The organism is Variovorax trehalosi (genome assembly GCF_051216415.1).
Taxonomy (GTDB): domain Bacteria; phylum Pseudomonadota; class Gammaproteobacteria; order Burkholderiales; family Burkholderiaceae_C; genus Variovorax.
Genome location: NZ_JBPJZG010000011.1, coordinates 138,852 through 154,242 on the forward strand (window position 1 = coordinate 138,852; position 15,391 = coordinate 154,242).

General features: G+C 68.6%; 14 protein-coding genes. 12 read left to right on the forward strand and 2 right to left on the reverse strand.

Going from position 1 to position 15,391, the window contains the following annotated elements; all coding sequences use genetic code 11:
- Window positions 1-16: 16 nt before the first annotated feature.
- From ACSFA7_RS30950 to ACSFA7_RS30990, 9 genes are read left to right on the forward strand one after another with little or no spacing between them, the layout of a single operon-like run.
- A complete protein-coding gene (locus tag ACSFA7_RS30950; RefSeq protein WP_435502883.1) occupies window positions 17-2,515 on the forward strand; it encodes a TonB-dependent receptor in 2,499 nt (832 codons plus the stop codon).
- Between the two features lies 1 nt (window position 2,516).
- Window positions 2,517-3,902, forward strand: coding sequence for an MFS transporter (locus ACSFA7_RS30955; protein WP_435502884.1), 1,386 nt, complete (start codon window positions 2,517-2,519; stop codon window positions 3,900-3,902).
- Between the two features lie 51 nt (window positions 3,903-3,953).
- Window positions 3,954-5,627, forward strand: coding sequence for a serine hydrolase domain-containing protein (locus tag ACSFA7_RS30960; protein ID WP_435502885.1), 1,674 nt, complete (start codon window positions 3,954-3,956; stop codon window positions 5,625-5,627).
- Window positions 5,624-7,990: an alpha/beta fold hydrolase gene (locus ACSFA7_RS30965; RefSeq protein WP_435502886.1), complete on the forward strand. Its 2,367-nt coding sequence runs from the start codon at window positions 5,624-5,626 to the stop codon at window positions 7,988-7,990. Before ACSFA7_RS30960 ends, ACSFA7_RS30965 begins: the two co-directional genes overlap by 4 nt.
- Window positions 7,987-9,138 (forward strand): alanine racemase, encoded by a 1,152-nt coding sequence (locus ACSFA7_RS30970; RefSeq protein ID WP_435502887.1) that lies wholly within the window; start codon window positions 7,987-7,989, stop codon window positions 9,136-9,138. Before ACSFA7_RS30965 ends, ACSFA7_RS30970 begins: the two co-directional genes overlap by 4 nt.
- A gap of 43 nt (window positions 9,139-9,181) precedes the next feature.
- Window positions 9,182-10,045 carry a MotA/TolQ/ExbB proton channel family protein gene (locus tag ACSFA7_RS30975; protein ID WP_435502888.1) on the forward strand — a complete coding sequence of 288 codons (864 nt, stop codon included), beginning with the start codon at window positions 9,182-9,184 and terminating at the stop codon, window positions 10,043-10,045.
- Window positions 10,046-10,073: 28 nt separating this feature from the next.
- Window positions 10,074-10,502 (forward strand): ExbD/TolR family protein, encoded by a 429-nt coding sequence (locus tag ACSFA7_RS30980; protein ID WP_206174162.1) that lies wholly within the window; start codon window positions 10,074-10,076, stop codon window positions 10,500-10,502.
- 24 nt (window positions 10,503-10,526) lie between these two features.
- Window positions 10,527-10,964 (forward strand): ExbD/TolR family protein, encoded by a 438-nt coding sequence (locus ACSFA7_RS30985; protein WP_435502889.1) that lies wholly within the window; start codon window positions 10,527-10,529, stop codon window positions 10,962-10,964.
- Complete coding sequence (locus ACSFA7_RS30990) at window positions 10,961-11,620, forward strand: energy transducer TonB (RefSeq protein ID WP_435502890.1); 660 nt, start codon at window positions 10,961-10,963, stop codon at window positions 11,618-11,620. The genes ACSFA7_RS30985 and ACSFA7_RS30990 overlap by 4 nt, the downstream gene beginning before the upstream one ends.
- A 46-nt stretch (window positions 11,621-11,666) precedes the next feature.
- Here the strand turns inward: ACSFA7_RS30990 and ACSFA7_RS30995 are convergent, their stop codons facing one another.
- Window positions 11,667-12,377 carry an HD domain-containing protein gene (locus ACSFA7_RS30995; RefSeq protein WP_435502891.1) on the reverse strand — a complete coding sequence of 237 codons (711 nt, stop codon included), beginning with the start codon at window positions 12,375-12,377 and terminating at the stop codon, window positions 11,667-11,669.
- Window positions 12,378-12,395: 18 nt separating this feature from the next.
- Window positions 12,396-12,998, reverse strand: coding sequence for an NAD(P)H:quinone oxidoreductase (wrbA, locus tag ACSFA7_RS31000; protein WP_435502892.1), 603 nt, complete (start codon window positions 12,996-12,998; stop codon window positions 12,396-12,398).
- A gap of 373 nt (window positions 12,999-13,371) precedes the next feature.
- Between wrbA and ACSFA7_RS31005 the strand changes: the two genes are divergently transcribed.
- From ACSFA7_RS31005 to ACSFA7_RS31015, 3 genes are read left to right on the forward strand one after another with little or no spacing between them, the layout of a single operon-like run.
- On the forward strand, window positions 13,372-14,091 hold the full coding sequence (locus ACSFA7_RS31005) for a hypothetical protein (protein ID WP_435502893.1): 720 nt from the start codon (window positions 13,372-13,374) through the stop codon (window positions 14,089-14,091).
- 55 nt (window positions 14,092-14,146) lie between these two features.
- Window positions 14,147-14,620 carry a hypothetical protein gene (locus ACSFA7_RS31010; RefSeq protein WP_435502894.1) on the forward strand — a complete coding sequence of 158 codons (474 nt, stop codon included), beginning with the start codon at window positions 14,147-14,149 and terminating at the stop codon, window positions 14,618-14,620.
- Window positions 14,621-14,672: 52 nt separating this feature from the next.
- Window positions 14,673-15,317, forward strand: coding sequence for an SMI1/KNR4 family protein (locus ACSFA7_RS31015; protein ID WP_435502956.1), 645 nt, complete (start codon window positions 14,673-14,675; stop codon window positions 15,315-15,317).
- Window positions 15,318-15,391: the final 74 nt, after the last annotated feature.

Consider the following 15,391-nt stretch of genomic DNA (forward strand, 5'->3'; position numbering starts at 1 on the left):
GTTGGAGAAGACACCCATGAATCGCATCGCGCCCCGCACCGGTCTGCCGTCCAAGAAGAAGCGAACGTTCGGGGCCCTGCGCCCATGGGTCATCGGCGGCGCGTGGGCGCTGTCGAGCGCAATGGCCGTGCAAGCGCAGACGCAGGCCCCGCCTCAAGGGTTCGATGTGAGCGGTGGCGATCTCAAGACCGCGCTCGATGCCTACATCGCGCAGGGCGGCGTGCAGTTGCTCTACAAGGTGGACGACGTGAGGGGCGTGACCACGCGCGGTGTGAAGGGTGCGCTCTCGCCGCAGGACGCGCTGGCGCAGCTGCTCGAAGGCACGCAGCTTCGCACGCGCCGCGGTGACGACGGCGCCATCGTGATCTACACGGCCGCTGCGGCTGCCAAGCCGCTGGCCGACGAAGCACCGCAGTCGCTCGACAGCGTCACCATCACCGCCACGCGTCGCCGCGAGCCGGTGCGTGAGATCCCGATGCAGGTCAACGTGATGAAGGCACAGGCGCTGGAACGCGCGGGCGCCAAGAACCTGGCCGACTACGTGGCCGAACAACCGGGCGTGAACCTCACCAGCAGCGGCAGCGTGGGCGGCACGCTCACCATGCGCGGACTGACCATGGGCCCGGTGCAGGGCATCGCGACCGTGGGTGTGTACGTGGACGACGTGGCCACCGGCCTGAGCTCGGCCGGCGCGAACGGCGGCAACACGCCGCTGGACATGGGCATGCTCGATCTGAGCCACATCGAGGTGCTGCGCGGCCCGCAGGGCACGCTGTACGGCGCCGGCGCCATGAGCGGCGTGCTCAAGTACGTGACCAACCAGCCCGACACCATGGAGTTCGCGGGCTCGGTGAAGCTGGGCACCTCGTGGACGCAGGGCGGTGGCCCCGGCTTCACGACCGGCGCCGTGCTCAATGTGCCGATCAAGGAAGACGTGGCGGCCATCCGCTTCGCCGCCTTCACCGACCAGGTCGGCGGCAGCTACGACGCCACGGGCTTGGCGCGTGGGCGCAATGTCGACCGCGGCCACACCGACGGCGGCCGGGTCTCGCTGCTGCTCACGCCCACGCGCGAGCTCACGGTGCGGCTCACGGGCACGGTGCAGGACGTGCATCGCAAGGGCCTGGGCTTCGAAGAGATGGACAAGCGCACGCTGCGCCCGTGGAGCCGGGAGCGCACGCGCCAGCTGGCGACCAACGAGTCATACAGCAACCTCACGCAGCTGTTCGGCCTGGACGTGGAGTACGACTTCGGCTGGGCCCGCCTGAACTCGATCACCTCCGCGCAGGACGTGAAGATCAACAACACCGTCGACTTCACCGGCTCGTACGGGCCGATGCTGAGCGCGTTGCGCGTGCCGGTGGCCTCGGTGCCGGTGAACAGCACCGTGGAGCAGCACCGCGTCAGCCAGGAGTTCCGCCTGACCTCGCGCTCGGGCACCACCATCGAGTGGCTGGCGGGCGTGTACCTGAACCGCGAACGCGGCAGCAACAACGGCGCCATGGACGCCAACCTGATCGGGGGCCGGGGCAGCCTCGGCCTGCTGACGTCGACACAGTCGTCGCGCTACCGCGAGGAAGCGGTGTATGGCGACGTCACCTGGAACGTGACGCCCGCGTTCTCGCTCACCGGTGGCCTGCGCCTGTCGCGCAACAACCAGAAGTACGCCAGCCGCCAGACCGGCCAGCTGGTCGGTGCGGCCGGCGCCAATGCCGCCGGCACCTCGTCGGAAAGCCCGACCACCTATCTGGCCGCAGCCAAGTACACGCTGTCGGAGACGAGCACCGTGTACTTCCGCGCGGCCAGCGGCTACCGCCCCGGCGGTCCGAATGTGCTGAAGGCCAACACCGACCGCAACGTGGTGCAGCCGACCTACAACTCCGACTCGCTGTGGAGCTACGAGCTGGGCTACAAGGCCGACCTGCTGGACCGCACGCTGTCACTGGAAGCGGCGCTGTACGACATCGAGTGGAGCGGCGTGCAGCAGCCCACGCGCAGCAACGGCTTCGTGTTCGTCACCAACGCGGGTGCGGCCCGCATCAAGGGCAGCGAACTCACGCTCAACTGGAAGCCCAGCAAGGAGTGGCGCTTCACCGCCAACGCCGCCGCCATCGACGCGCGCCTGACCGAGGACGCCAAGGGCATAGGCGCCACGGCCGGCACGCGCCTGCCGCACACGCCGCGCTTTGCCACCACGCTGGGCGTGACGCGCAACTTCAGCCTCGCCGACCACCCGGCCTATGTCGGCATCAGCGCGCGCTACACCGGCAAGCGCGACGCGGGCTACCGCGGCAGCACGGCCCTGCCGAGCATCATGATGCCGGCCTACACGCTGGTCGACCTGCAGGCGGGCATCGACTTCAAGCGCTTCAGTGTCTCGGCCTACGTGCGCAACCTGACGAACCGACGCGGCATCGTGTCGATCGAAACCGGACTCAACGCGAACCCGAACCTGGTGACTGCGGCGCTCGTGCCGGCGCGCACCATCGGCGTGAACGTCAACGTTCCGTTCTGACATGGCGGGCCTTCCACCGTTCGCGGCACCGATGCCGCTGGATGCGGCCGCCCCTGCGGCCCTGGAAACGACCCGCAAGGCGCCCACCAGCGCCTGGTATGCGCTGGCGGTGCTCATCATCGCGACGGTGCTGGGGTCGATCGACAAGGTCATCCTTACGCTGCTGACGGAGCCGATCCGCCAGACGCTGTCGCTCTCCGACACGCAACTCGGGCTGTTGCAGGGCGCGGGCATCGTGCTGTTCACCGGCATCGCCACCTTGCCGCTGGGCTGGCTCAGCGACCGCTACGACCGGCGCGTGGTGCTCGCCGCCTGCGTGGTGCTGTGGAGCGCCGCCACCGCCATGCGCGGCACGGCCATGGACTACGGCGTGCTGTTCGTCGCCTCCGTCGGCCTGGGTGTGGGCGAGGCGGGCCTCACGCCGATCACCAACAGCATGATCCCCGACCTGTTCCCGCGCGCGCAGCGGGTGCTGGCCAATGCGGTGTTCGCGCTGTCGGCCATCTTCGGCAGTGCGCTGGGTGCGCTGCTGGGCGGCACCATCGTGCACCTCACCGATGACCTGCGGCCTTGGCTGCCCGTCGCGATGCAGCAGCTCGAAGCCTGGCGCCTGACCTTCTTCGTGCTGGCGTCGGCCGGCATTCCGGTGACGCTGCTGGTGCTGTCGATCCGGCGCACGCCGCACGGCGGTGTCCACCAGGCAAAGCCGGACGCACCGGTCACCGACGCAACGGGCGCCACGACCCTGCGCGAGCACCTGCGCCGTCACTGGCGCACCTTCGCGGGCCTGGTGACCGGCGTGGGCCTGACCAGCGTCGGCCTGAGTTCGCTCGGCACCTGGCTGCCGATCGTCACGGCGCGCACCTACGGCGTCACCCCGGTGCAGATGGGGCAGGGCATGGGCCTGGCCTTCCTGTGCGGCACCGTGGCCGGCGGCCTGCTGGGCGTGCTGTCGATGCGCTACGTGCAGCCGCGCATGGGACCGGCCGCGGCGCTGCGGCTGATCATGCTGGGCAATCTCTCGGCGGCGCTGATGTCGACGCTGCTGCTGTTCACGAGTTCGGCCAACCACAACTTCATGCTGCTGGGGCTGCTGGTGGTGCCGCTCATCGGCAGTGCGGTGCTGCTGCCCAACGTGCTGCAGGACGCGGCGCCGCCGCACCTGCGCGCCCGCACCATCGCGATGCTCACGCTGGCCAGCCTGCCCTTCGGCGTGGTGGGGCCGCTGATGGTCGGCATGTTGTCGGACGCCCTCAAGTCGATGCCCAACGGCCTGGCGGTGTCCATCGTCGCGACCACGCTGGTCGGCGGCAGCCTGGGCGCCATGGTGCTGCGCGCCACCGAAGGCCCGTTCGTCCGCCTGATGCGCGAGGCGAAGCCGAACTGAGCCTTCTGCTTCGAGATCCCGCTCCTCCCTTTCATCGTTCGTTGTTCCTCCATGTCACAACCACACCCTTCAGCTTCTCTTCCTGACACCGCCTCCGCACTGGCCGCCATCGACGCGCTGGTGGCGCCCCTCAATCGCAGCGACGCGCCCGGCCTGGTGCTGGGCATCGCGCAGCACGGCCGCCTGCTGTACCGCCGTGCCGTCGGCATGGCCAGCCTGGAGATGGGCGTGGCCCTCACGCCGACCACGCGCATGCGCATCGCCTCCACCAGCAAGCACTTCACGGCGATGGCCGTGCTGCTGCTGGCCGAAGACGGCCTGCTCGATGTGGAAGACCCGGTGCAGAAATACCTGCCCGAATTGCCGCAGCTCAGCGCCAACGGCCCCACGCTGCGCCACCTGCTCACGCACACCAGCGGCTGGCGCGGCCATGACGAGCTGTGGGCGATTGCGCACGGCCTCACGTTCACCTTGCCCGGCCCGGGCCTGCCCGCGATGGCACGCCAGAGCGAGCTCAACTTCGAGCCCGGCACGCACATGGTCTACAGCAACGGCGGCTACTTCCTGCTGGCGAAGATCGTCGAGCGCGTGAGCGGCCGGAGCTTCAACGACTTCCTGAAGGCGCGCCTGTTCGACCCGCTGGGCATGCCCGACACGTCGTCGGTGCAGACCGACCTCGACGTGGTGCCGCACATGGCCGGCCTCTACATGCCCGCGCCCGGCGGCGGCTGGCGCCGCGGCATGTACCCGTGCGAACTCGACGGCGGCGGTTCGCTGGTGTCGACGGCGGACGACATGCTGCGCTGGCTCGCGCACATGCACGGCAGCGAAAAGATCGTGGGCAGCGCGAAGAGCTGGGCGCTGCTGTCGGCCCCCACCACGCTGTCGTCGGGCTCCCAGGTGACCTACGGCTTCGGCCTGGCGCGCCACCCGTATCGCGGCGTCGAGATCGTCCACCACGCGGGCGCCGTGCTCGGCGCGCAGTCGCAGATGATCAGCGTGCCCAGCCACGGGCTGCACATCATCGCCATGGTGAACGGCGCGCCGGTGTCGCCGGCGTCGCTGGCGCTCAGGGCGGTCGAGCTGCTGTTGGGCGACGCGCTCGCGCCGCCCGAAGTGCGGCCCCTGGCCAGCGACTTCCCCGCGCTGGTCGGCCAGCGCTACCACGCACCGTCGACGGGCAGCCTGCTGGGCTTCGCGGAGGTTGGCGGCAAGCTGGGCATGTCGTGGCAGGCCGGCAGCGCGCATGCGATGCACCAGGGCGGCGGCAAGCTCTGGCTGGGCCTGCAGGACATTCCGGTGAACGACCTCGTGATCGACGCGGGCGACATCGATCCGCAACGTGCGCCCGACGCGCTCGTGCTGCACGAAGGCGGCCAGCCGCGCCGCTTCGAGCGCCTGCCCGCGACCGCGCCCGATGCCGTGTCGCTCGCCGACCAGCTGTGCGGCGACTACACCAGCCCCGACCTCGATGCCACCGCGCAGATGGCGCTGGTGGACGGCAAGCTGCTGCTCACCGTGCAGGGCCGCCACGGCCAGCACGTGTGCGTGCTGACACCGTTGTCGGCCGACGTGATGACGCTCGCTTCGGTCGATCCGGTGCTGTCCCAGCTGGGCAAATCGGTTCTCAACGTGGAGCGCAAGGGCGGCCGGGTCGTGGGACTGCTGTTCGCCACGACGCGCTCGCGAAACATCCACCTTGCCCGCCAGGAGCCCCGCGCATGAAGTTCTTCACCACCCTGTTCGCCACCGAGACCAACACCTTCGTCTCGGCCCCCACCGGCCTGGGCAGCTACGAGGAATACGGCATCTTCCGCGGCGACGCGAGCACGCGGGACGCGGCCGGCTACGGCATGTACGCGGTCGAGGTGCGGAAGCAACTGGCCGCGGAAGGCCACGAAACGGTCGAGAGCCTGCTGGCCTTCGCGCAGCCGCTCGGGCGCACCGTGCGCAGCGTTTACGAGCGCCTGCGCGACGAAATATTGGACGACCTGCGCAAGGCCGGCCCGGTCGATGGCGTGATCCTCGTGCTGCACGGCGCGATGGTGGCCGACGGCTACGACGACTGCGAAGGCGACGTGATCTCGCGCGTGCGCGACATCGTCGGGCCGGGCGTGCCCATCGGCGTCTCGCTCGACCTGCACTGCCACTTCACGCAGAAGATGCTGAATGAGGCGGACGCGATCATTTGCTACAAGGAATATCCGCACACCGACGCGTTCGAACGCCTGACCGAACTGATCCGCATCGTGGTCGACACCGCAGAGGGCCGCGTGCGGCCCGTGACCGCCGTGCACGACTGCCGCATGGTCGGCAAGTGGCATACCACGCGCGAACCCATGGCCGGCTTCGTGCGCCGCATGCAGGCCGCCGAGCAACTGCCGGGCGTGCTCTCGGTGTCGCTGGGCCATGGCTTCCCGTGGGCCGACGTGCCTGAGTCGGGCGCCAAGCTCTGGGTGGTGACCGACAACGACCCCGCGCTGGCCGCGAAGCTCGCCAAGGAGCTGGGCCGCGCCTTCTGGGACCTGCGCCACGAGACCGGCGTGCCTTCGCTTTCGATCGAGGAGACGCTCGCCAAGGCCATGGCCGTGCCGGACGGCCCCGTGGTCATTGCCGACACCGCCGACAACCCCGGCGGCGGCGCCACCAGCGACAGCACCTTCATGCTGCGCGCGGTGGTCGAGCGCGGCATCGGCGACGTGGCCTTCGGCGGCGTCTGGGACCTGGGCGCGGTGCAGCTGTGCCGCGACGCGGGCGTGGGCGCGAGCTTCGAGCTGCGCCTGGGCGGCAAGTGCGGCCCGGCTTCGGGCAACCCCATCGACCTGCACGTGACCGTGAAGAACGTGGTGGAGGCGCATTCGCAGGGCGGCCTCTCGGGCGTGCGCACGCCCATGGGGCCGTGCGTGTGGGTGCAGGCGGCGGACGGCGTGGACATCGTGCTCATCAGCAAGCGCAACCAGGTCATCGGCGCCGATCTCTTCACCGGACTGGGCATCGACCTGGCGGCCAAGAAGCTGGTCATCGTGAAGTCGGCGCAGCACTTCCATGCGGAGTTCGGCCCGATCGCCAAGTCGGTGCTGTATGTGTCGACGCCGGCCTCGCTGAGCACCGACTTCGCCAACCTGCCATACCGCGTGCGCGACCTCGACTACTGGCCGCGCGTGGAACAGCCCGGACGGCCGTACCACATGGCTGCGCCCGGGGAGCTCTACACCATCGACGGCCGTGCGATGCATCTGCAGCGCAGCGGCCCCGCGCCGGCCAGTGCCGCGCAGCCCACGATCGTGATCGAAGCCGGCGGTGGCTGTGCCTCGACGACCTACGCGCGGCTGCAGCAGGCGCTGGCGGCGAAGCACCCCGTAATCAGCTACGACCGCGCCGGCATGGGCTGGAGCGAGGCCGACGATGCGCCTTTCGACGGCGAGCGCACGGCGCACCGCCTGCATGCGCTGCTCGCAGCGGCAGGCGTGACAGGCCCGATCGTGCTGGTCGGCCATTCGCTCGGCGGCCTGCTGAACCGGGTCTACGCAGGCCTGTACCCGCAGCAGGTGGCCGGCGTCGTGATGCTTGACGCCAGCCATCCTGAGCAGTTCGCGATGTACGAGCACCCGCCCGAATCGCAGTTCGCGGCCGAGCGCGAGAAGCGCGCGAACTTTCAGGCTGGCGGCCCGCCGCCGCCGGAGCAGGCACCCATCGAGGCCCTGTTCGCCGACATGCCGCAGGTGCTGCGCCAGATGAAGGCCACCTACACGCCCGAAGCGCTCGACACCATGCTGGCCGAGGTGCGCGGCCTGCCGCACGTCGCGCGCCAGGCCGGTGCCGCACCCGACTTCGGTGCGCGTCCGCTTGCCGTGCTGTGGGCGAAGCAGCAGCCACTGCCGGCCGGCGCCGACCCGGCGATCGCCGCGGTGCAGCAGCGCTGGCCCGAGTTCCAGGAATCGAATGCAGCGCTGTCGACGCAACGCCGCCTCGCGTGCATCGATGGCGCGGCGCACATGACGCTGGTGCTGCTGCCGCCCTTCGTGCAGCGCGTGGCCGAGGAAATCGACGGCGTGATGGCGCAGATCGCGTCCGGAACCGGCCGATGACGACCCTGGCCGAACTCACCACCCCCGCGCTGCTGCTCGACGTCGGGGTGCTCGAACGCAATTGCGAGGCGATGGCAGAGCGCGCGGCGCGCCACGGCGTGGCGCTGCGCCCGCACCTGAAGACCGCGAAGTCGGTGGACGTGGCGCGCCGCGCCGCGCGCGGGCAGGCCGGCGGGCTCACGGTGTCGACGGTGGCCGAGGTCGCGTACTTCGCGCGCCACGGCTTCACCGACCTGACTTATGCGGTCGGCATCGACGCCAACAAGATCGAGGCGCTGCACGACATCCAGCGCACGCACGGCGCGCGCGTGACGCTGCTGGCCGATTCCATCGAGGCGGTGCAGGCGGCCAGTGCGCGCGCGCGGGCGCTGGGCGCCTGCTTCCGCCTGCTGCTCGAGATCGACACGGGCGGCGGGCGCGGCGGCGTCGGCCCGAACGACGACGAGTTGCTGTCGCTTGCGCGCGAAGTGCAGCGCAGCGAATCGCTGTCGCTGGCCGGCGTGCTCACGCATGCGGGCCACAGCTACCACGTGCAGGGCGGCACCGCGATCCGCGCCATTGCCGAGGCCGAGCGTGCCGGCGCCGTGCATGCGGCCGAGCGGCTGCGCGCGGTCGGCATTCCGGTCGAGGTGGTGAGCGTGGGTTCCACGCCCACGGCCGTGTGCGCGCAGACGCTCGAAGGCGTCACCGAGATGCGGCCCGGCGTCTACACCTTCTGCGACCTCGATCAGGTGGCGCGCGGCATCTGCGGCGTGGAAGACATCGCGCTGTCGGTGCTGGCCACCGTGATCGGCCACAACCCGCGCTCGCGCCGCGTGCTGATCGACGCCGGCGCGCTCGCGCTGTCGAAGGACCAGTCGGCGGCCGAGTTCCGCAGCGGCCTGGGCTTCGGGCTGGTGTGCCAGGCCGATGGCACCGTGCCGATGCCCGGCCTGTGCGTGGCCGAGCTGCACCAGGAGCACGGGCTCATCGCCTGCGAGGGTGATGCCGACGCAACAGCCATGTTCCGCGCACTGCCCGTCGGCGCCCGCGTGCGCGTGCTGCCGCACCACGCCTGCATGACCGCCGCCCCCTACGACCGCTACCACGTGGTCGAAGGCGCCGGCAGCGGCGTACGGGCGGTCTGGGACAAGGCGCGCGGTTGGTAAGCCGCGGCCTGAAGAGAACCTATTTTTTTCGGAGAAGACAACGATGACGAAGACATTCCTTGCGCGGCTGACGGCCGTGGCCGCGCCTTTCGTTCTGGCCCTCGGCCTGGGCAGCGCGCCGCAACTCGCGGGCGCCCAGACCTCGCCGGCACCGCAGACCGCAGCCAGCGCCGCTGCCGCGCCCGCACCCGTGGCGGTGCCCGAGAAACTCGCCGCACCCGCCACCGCATCGGCGGCCACCGCCAAGGTCGACAACCCCTACGGCATCGGCGCGCTCTGGTCGCAGAGCGATGCCGTGGCCAAGGCCGTGCTCGCCATCCTGGCGATCATGTCGATGGGCAGCTGGTACGTGATCGTCACCAAGCTGCTCGAGCAGATGCGCATGGGCCGCCAGGCGCGCGCGGTCGACAACGAGTTCTGGAATGCGGGCACCGTGCAGGCCGGCACCGCGCGGCTGGCCGAGGGCAGCCCGTTCCGCTTCATTGCCGACGCCGGCATGCAGGCCACGCAGAAGCACGACGGCCTGCGCGGCAAGGTCGACTTCGCCGACTTCGTCGACCTGTGCATCCACCGCGCCACCGAGCGCGTGCAGCGGCGCCTGGGCAACGGCATGTCGCTGCTGGCCACCGTGGGTTCGACGGCACCGTTCGTCGGGCTGTTCGGCACGGTCTGGGGCATCTACCACGCGCTCACCGCCATCGGCGTGGCGGGCCAGGCGTCGATCGACAAGGTGGCGGGCCCGGTGGGCGAGGCGCTCATCATGACCGCCATCGGCCTGGCCGTGGCCGTGCCCGCGGTGCTGGGCTACAACTGGCTCCTGCGCCGCAACATCGCCGTGATGGACGACGTGCGCGAGTTCAGCGGCGAGCTGCACTCGGTGATCCTGGCCGGCAGCGCCGCGGCCTGACGGCCCGCGCAATCAAGCGAACCGCGCCATGGCGATGAACATCCCGGCCGCCGGGGGAGACGAGGAGCAGGCCATCGCGGCCATCAACACCACGCCGCTGGTCGACGTGATGCTGGTGCTGCTGATCATCTTCCTCATCACCATCCCGGTGGTCAATTACTCGGTGCCCGTCGCGGTGCCGAAGGAACGCAACGAGGTGCGCGAGAGCAAGCCCGAGACCGTCGTGATCTCGGTGGACGCCGCCGGCCGCACCTACTGGTACGACACGCCGGTGCGCGACACGCCCGCGTTGATCGCCCGGCTCACCAAGGTGGCCGCCCTGAACCCGCAGCCCGAGGTGCACATCCGCGGCGACTGGCATTCCGACTACGAGCCGGTGGGCCGGATCGTCTACGCCTGCCAGGCGGCCGGGATCGCCAAGGTGGGCTTCATCACCGAGCCGCCCGCGCTGAACTGAAACGCGCACACAGCGAGACAAGCCATGCCAAGAAAAGAAAAGCAGGGGCGGCGCAGCAGCGCGCCCTCTGACGAGCCCATGATGGACATCAACACCACGCCGCTCATCGATGTGATGCTGGTGCTGCTGATCATGCTGATCATCACCATCCCGATCCAGCTGCACGCGGTCAACCTGAACATGCCCACGGGCAACCCGCCGCCCAGCGACATCAAGCCCGAGGTGCTGCGCATCGACATCGATGCGCTCGGCGTCGTGCAATGGAACGGCGAGCCGCTGGCCGACCGCGGCGAGATCGAACGGCGCTTCGAACAGGTTGCCGCGCAGGCCGTGCAACCCGAGGTGCACCTGCGCCCCGACCGGCGCGCGAAATACGAGGTGGTGGCCGGTGTGATGGCCTCGGCGCAGCGCACGGGCGTGAGCAAGCTGGGCATCGTGGGTGCGGAGCAGTTCGTTCCATGAAGCGCTCCCGCCAGGACTTCAACCCCAAGTCGCGCTTCGGTCCCGTGGGCATCGCCGTGATGGTGCTGTTCCACGTCGGCGTGGGCTATGCGCTCGTGTCGGGGCTCGCGCGCCAGACGGTCGAGCTGATCAAGAAGCCGATGGAGGCGACCATCATCAGCGAGATCAAGCCGCCCCCGCCGCCCCCTCCACCCCCACCGCCGCCGCCGAAGAAGATCGTGCGGCAGGAAACGCCCAAGCCGCCACCGCCGCCGCGCCCGGCCTACGTGCCGCCGCCGGCCGTGACCCCGCCCGTCACCTCGGCGCCCGCGATCACTGCCGTGCAGAACACCGAGCCCGTGCCGCCGCCGCCGGCCGCACCACCGGCGCCCCCCGCGCCGCCGGCCCCGCCGAAGGCGACCACCACCGACATCTCGGTGGCCTGCCCGCGGCAGGTCAAGCCCGAGATGCCGCGCAAGGCGCTGGACGAAGGCATCGGCGGCGTGGTGAAGGCCGAGGTGCGCATCAGGGGCGGCCATGTGCAGGAGGTGCGCATCCTGTCGGGCCCGCGTGTCTATCACTCGGCCGTGCGAGCGGCGGTGATGCGATACGAATGCGAGACCTCGGGCGACGCGGAGGTGCTGGCGACGCAGGAGTTCGTGTTCCGCATCGAATAGCCGGCATGCGATGGCCGCGGCGTTCGAGTGCGCAGGCCCCGGCGATTCATTCGTGCTTGTGTCCCGGATCGCGGTGGCCGTGGTGCGCACAGCCGCCCGCGGTATCGCAGCCGGTCTGGCGGTTCCAGCGCGAAGCAAGAATGACCGTGCACATGTCGATCCTCTGAAAGCCCGGATCCTTGAATGCCAGGACGTCGTCGTTGAAGGTGCCGAAGGTGCTGTCCGGACGGTGCTTCATGCCCTGGTGGAAGGCATCGATGATTCCATGCGCAAAGTCGGTTTCCCGGGGAAACGCGGCGACGACGGCTTCGCGCTGCGCGTCGGTGAACTGGTCGTAGCCGCGGCCGGCCACGTCCATGCCGGCGCCCGCCTGCACCAGCGCAATTTCCGGACGCATGAATTGCGGGATGCCGGGCGTCGTGTGGAGTGCAACGGCATTCCAGACCGTCTCGATGTCGCGTTCGGAGATGCCATGCCCCTGAAGAAAATCGCGCGCGGCGTTCGCGCCATCGACCTCGAAGCGAAGCTGGCTCTGTTCATGGCGCGCAGTGAGGCCGATGTCGTGGAACATGGACGCCGCGTACAGCAACTCGGGATCGAAAGTCGATCCGGTGCGTGCGCCGGTCAAGGCGCCCCAGCAATAGACACGGGCGGAGTGGTGAAACAGCAGGTCGCTTTCGGTGTCGCGAATGAACTGGGTCATCTCGCGGGCGAGCTGGCTGTCGGGAAGGCGTATGCCGGCGATGTCTTTCTGCATGATGAATGCTCCGTCGGGTCAGCCGAAAAGCCGGGCCGCGATCTCGGCCACATGCCGGCCCTGGAACTGCGCCATGCCGAGCTCCTGCTCGCTGGGCATCCGCTCTCCCTGGCCGCCGGCAATGGTCGCCGCGCCATAGGGGCTGCCGCCCTTGATCTCGTCCAGCCCCATCTGCCGCTTCTCGGCATACGGCAGACCCGTGACGAGCATGCCGTGGTGCAGCAGCGTCGGCAGGAAACTCAGGATCGTGCTCTCCTGTCCGCCGTGCTGCGTCGCCGACGCGGTGAAGACCGATCCGACCTTGCCGATGAGGCCACCCTGCATCCACAGCGGGCCGGTCTGGTCGATGAAGGTGCGCATCTGGGCGCTGACGTTGCCGAAGCGCGTCGGTGCGCCGAACACGATCGCGTCGTAGTCGGCGAGCTCGCCGGGCGTTGCGATCGGCGCAGCCTGGTCTTCCTTGCCCTTCGCGTTCCGGAAGACGTCGGGCGGTACGGTTTCGGGGACGCGCTTCAGATCCACCGTGGTGCCGGCAACGTCGCGCGCGCCCTGCGCAACGGCTTGCGCCATGGCTTCGATGTGACCGTAGAAGCTGTGATAGAGAACGAGAACTTTTGCCATGTCGTTGGAGGTGTCTGCTGAAAGGGGAAAAAGGACGCCTTGCGCAAGATGCAATGCGCCGGACTGTCCGCTTGGACACGATCATGGGCAAAGGTTGAGCCGAATGGAACTGATGTGTCTGCAACTCCACAATGCAGCGCATTCATCGGGCGCCACGACTTGCAGGAAGAGGTGGGGGGTGTGCTGCGACGCCGTTCAGCCGTCGGGGGAAAGAGAAGTTAAACCTTTCGTATGGCGCCCATTTTTTTCTCTCAGAATGAGACACCTACCGTCGCGTTGAGGGTCATGAAACGCGCGTTGCGCTGCTATGGTGCGCGGGCAGTTTTCCATTGCCCGCATTGCCGGTCGTTCTTGCGCCGGGTGCGACATTCCTATGAGCCACGCCAAAGTCTTTCCCCGCTATTCCTTCTATTGCGTGCTCGCCGGCATCGCGGCCCTTTACGTCTTCGGCGCCATGATGCTGCTGCCGGCCAAGGTCTATATCCTGCCGTACCTCATCACGCCGGACTTCATTCACCACAGGGGCGCGATCGTCGTTCTCTTCCTGGCCGTTCCCGCCGCGATCTATCTGATCTGCTGGCAGGGCAGCGACTTCTTCGCATGGCTGCGCACGCCGGGGCAACTGTCCGTAGGCGGGCAAGGCCTTCGGCTTGGCGACCGCACACTCGCCTTCGCGGACGTCACGCGCTTTCGCCATCGCCATAACCGCAACCATGTGCTGCTCGACACCCGCGACGGAAGGACGCTGCGCCTGCGCCTGAACCTGTGGGACGCACCTGATGCCTTGCTCGCCGAAGTGGAAGAGGCCGTCGGTGCCACGTTGGGGCACGATGTCGAGCGCCGCCTGCATGCCGGCGAGACGGTGAAGTTCGGCGCGCTCGGCCTGCAGGCCGAAGGCCTGGTGCACAAGGGCCAGCTGATTGCGTGGTCGAGCATCGACACCATCCGCACGCAGTCCGACGAAGAGGGCATGGAGGTGGACGAACACCTGGTCATCGTTGCGCACGGCAAGTCCCGAAAGATCGACCGCTCGAAGATCGACAACGAGCCCGTGCTGATGGCCTGCCTGATGCAGCGCCTGCCCGCGCACTGAGTTTTCTCCCTCCGCTTTTTTTCACTCCAATTCGCGCACAGCGCATCAGACAAAAATGGAAATCTACAGCTCCGCCGCCCAGCAAGAGAAGATCCGCCAGGACCGCCCCGTGTTCTATTCCCGCACGCGCCTGATCGCCGGCACCGCGCTCTGGGCTGTGGTGACCGTGGTGCTGGCAGTGCTGTGCATCCGCGCGCAGGACAAGAACATCGGCATCCTCATCGCTGCCTGCTTCGGGTTGCTCACGGCATGGCTCACCTTCAAGTGCCTGAACACGCTGCGCAACATCGACCAGCCCGCGTTTGTCGTCGGCCACCAGGGCCTGACCTTCGAGAACGGCATGCTGCTGCCGTGGGACAACATCGTCGAGAACACCTGGGTCAACCAGAACTACATGGGCATTCCCATCGGCAGGCAGATCCAGATCAAGACCGACTTGCCCAAGCCGCGGGCGCGGGTGCTGCGCCGTGCCACGGGCCTGGAGATTTCGGGCGACGAGTATCTGGCGCTGTGCGACGCCTATCGGTAAGGCGGCCCATGTCTGGTCACGCATGGACCGGGCGAACAATTCAAGCTTGACGATGATGATTGAGTCAACCGAACCATCCGCACCGTGGCCGCCCGACGGCTGCCCGCCGCTGATGTGGCCGGAACTGTCCGATCCGATGGCTCGCGGCCGCTGGTACGCCGACGTGATCGGTGCATACGCCGCCCTGTGGCAAGGTCATGTGAGCCAGGCATCGATCACGCCCTCGAGCGACGCCGATCTGGATGCGCTGGAAGCACGTCTGGGCTGTCGCTTGCCCGCGCCACTGCGCGAATACCATTGCCAGTTCGGCGCGCTGTCTCTGGCCGAGACCCTGTGCAGCGTCGAGATGGGCGACACGCCGGTCCAGGCATTGCGCGAGGCCTACCCCGGCATCGTCGACATTGCCGAGGATCTGCCCGACGGCGACGCCCTTCTCGCGCTGGCCGACGAGATGGTCGCCTTCGGTGACTATCTCGGCAACGGCAACATGTTCTGCTTTCACCGGCAGACGGGCGAGGTCTACTATTTCGACCACGACGACGGTGAGCCGTTGACGCGTTTCTTCGCTTCCGTCGCGGACTATCTCGACGCTCTGATGATTCGCTGCCTGGCGGAAATTCACGATGACGAGGAGGGCGGGGAAGCGCTGCTGACACATCATTTCGGCCAGCCTCTTGTGCGAAAGTGGCTGTATTGAGCTGGAGCGCACACCCGGTGTCCGTGTTCGGCGGAAGCCTTCAGTTTTGAGTTCGCGCACGCAAGCGACCAGAG

Excerpts from the sequence above, each read along its gene's own strand:
- ACSFA7_RS30950 (WP_435502883.1), top strand. The coding sequence starts at position 17 with ATGAATCGCATCGCGCCCCGCACCGGTCTGCCGTCCAAGAAGAAGCGA.
- ACSFA7_RS30955 (WP_435502884.1), top strand. The coding sequence starts at position 2,517 with ATGGCGGGCCTTCCACCGTTCGCGGCACCGATGCCGCTGGATGCGGCC.
- ACSFA7_RS30960 (WP_435502885.1), top strand. The coding sequence starts at position 3,954 with ATGTCACAACCACACCCTTCAGCTTCTCTTCCTGACACCGCCTCCGCA.
- ACSFA7_RS30965 (WP_435502886.1), top strand. The coding sequence starts at position 5,624 with ATGAAGTTCTTCACCACCCTGTTCGCCACCGAGACCAACACCTTCGTC.
- ACSFA7_RS30970 (WP_435502887.1), top strand. The coding sequence starts at position 7,987 with ATGACGACCCTGGCCGAACTCACCACCCCCGCGCTGCTGCTCGACGTC.
- ACSFA7_RS30975 (WP_435502888.1), top strand. The coding sequence starts at position 9,182 with ATGACGAAGACATTCCTTGCGCGGCTGACGGCCGTGGCCGCGCCTTTC.
- ACSFA7_RS30980 (WP_206174162.1), top strand. The coding sequence starts at position 10,074 with ATGGCGATGAACATCCCGGCCGCCGGGGGAGACGAGGAGCAGGCCATC.
- ACSFA7_RS30985 (WP_435502889.1), top strand. The coding sequence starts at position 10,527 with ATGCCAAGAAAAGAAAAGCAGGGGCGGCGCAGCAGCGCGCCCTCTGAC.
- ACSFA7_RS30990 (WP_435502890.1), top strand. The coding sequence starts at position 10,961 with ATGAAGCGCTCCCGCCAGGACTTCAACCCCAAGTCGCGCTTCGGTCCC.
- ACSFA7_RS30995 (WP_435502891.1), bottom strand. The coding sequence starts at position 12,377 with ATGCAGAAAGACATCGCCGGCATACGCCTTCCCGACAGCCAGCTCGCC.
- wrbA (WP_435502892.1), bottom strand. The coding sequence starts at position 12,998 with ATGGCAAAAGTTCTCGTTCTCTATCACAGCTTCTACGGTCACATCGAA.
- ACSFA7_RS31005 (WP_435502893.1), top strand. The coding sequence starts at position 13,372 with ATGAGCCACGCCAAAGTCTTTCCCCGCTATTCCTTCTATTGCGTGCTC.
- ACSFA7_RS31010 (WP_435502894.1), top strand. The coding sequence starts at position 14,147 with ATGGAAATCTACAGCTCCGCCGCCCAGCAAGAGAAGATCCGCCAGGAC.
- ACSFA7_RS31015 (WP_435502956.1), top strand. The coding sequence starts at position 14,673 with ATGATGATTGAGTCAACCGAACCATCCGCACCGTGGCCGCCCGACGGC.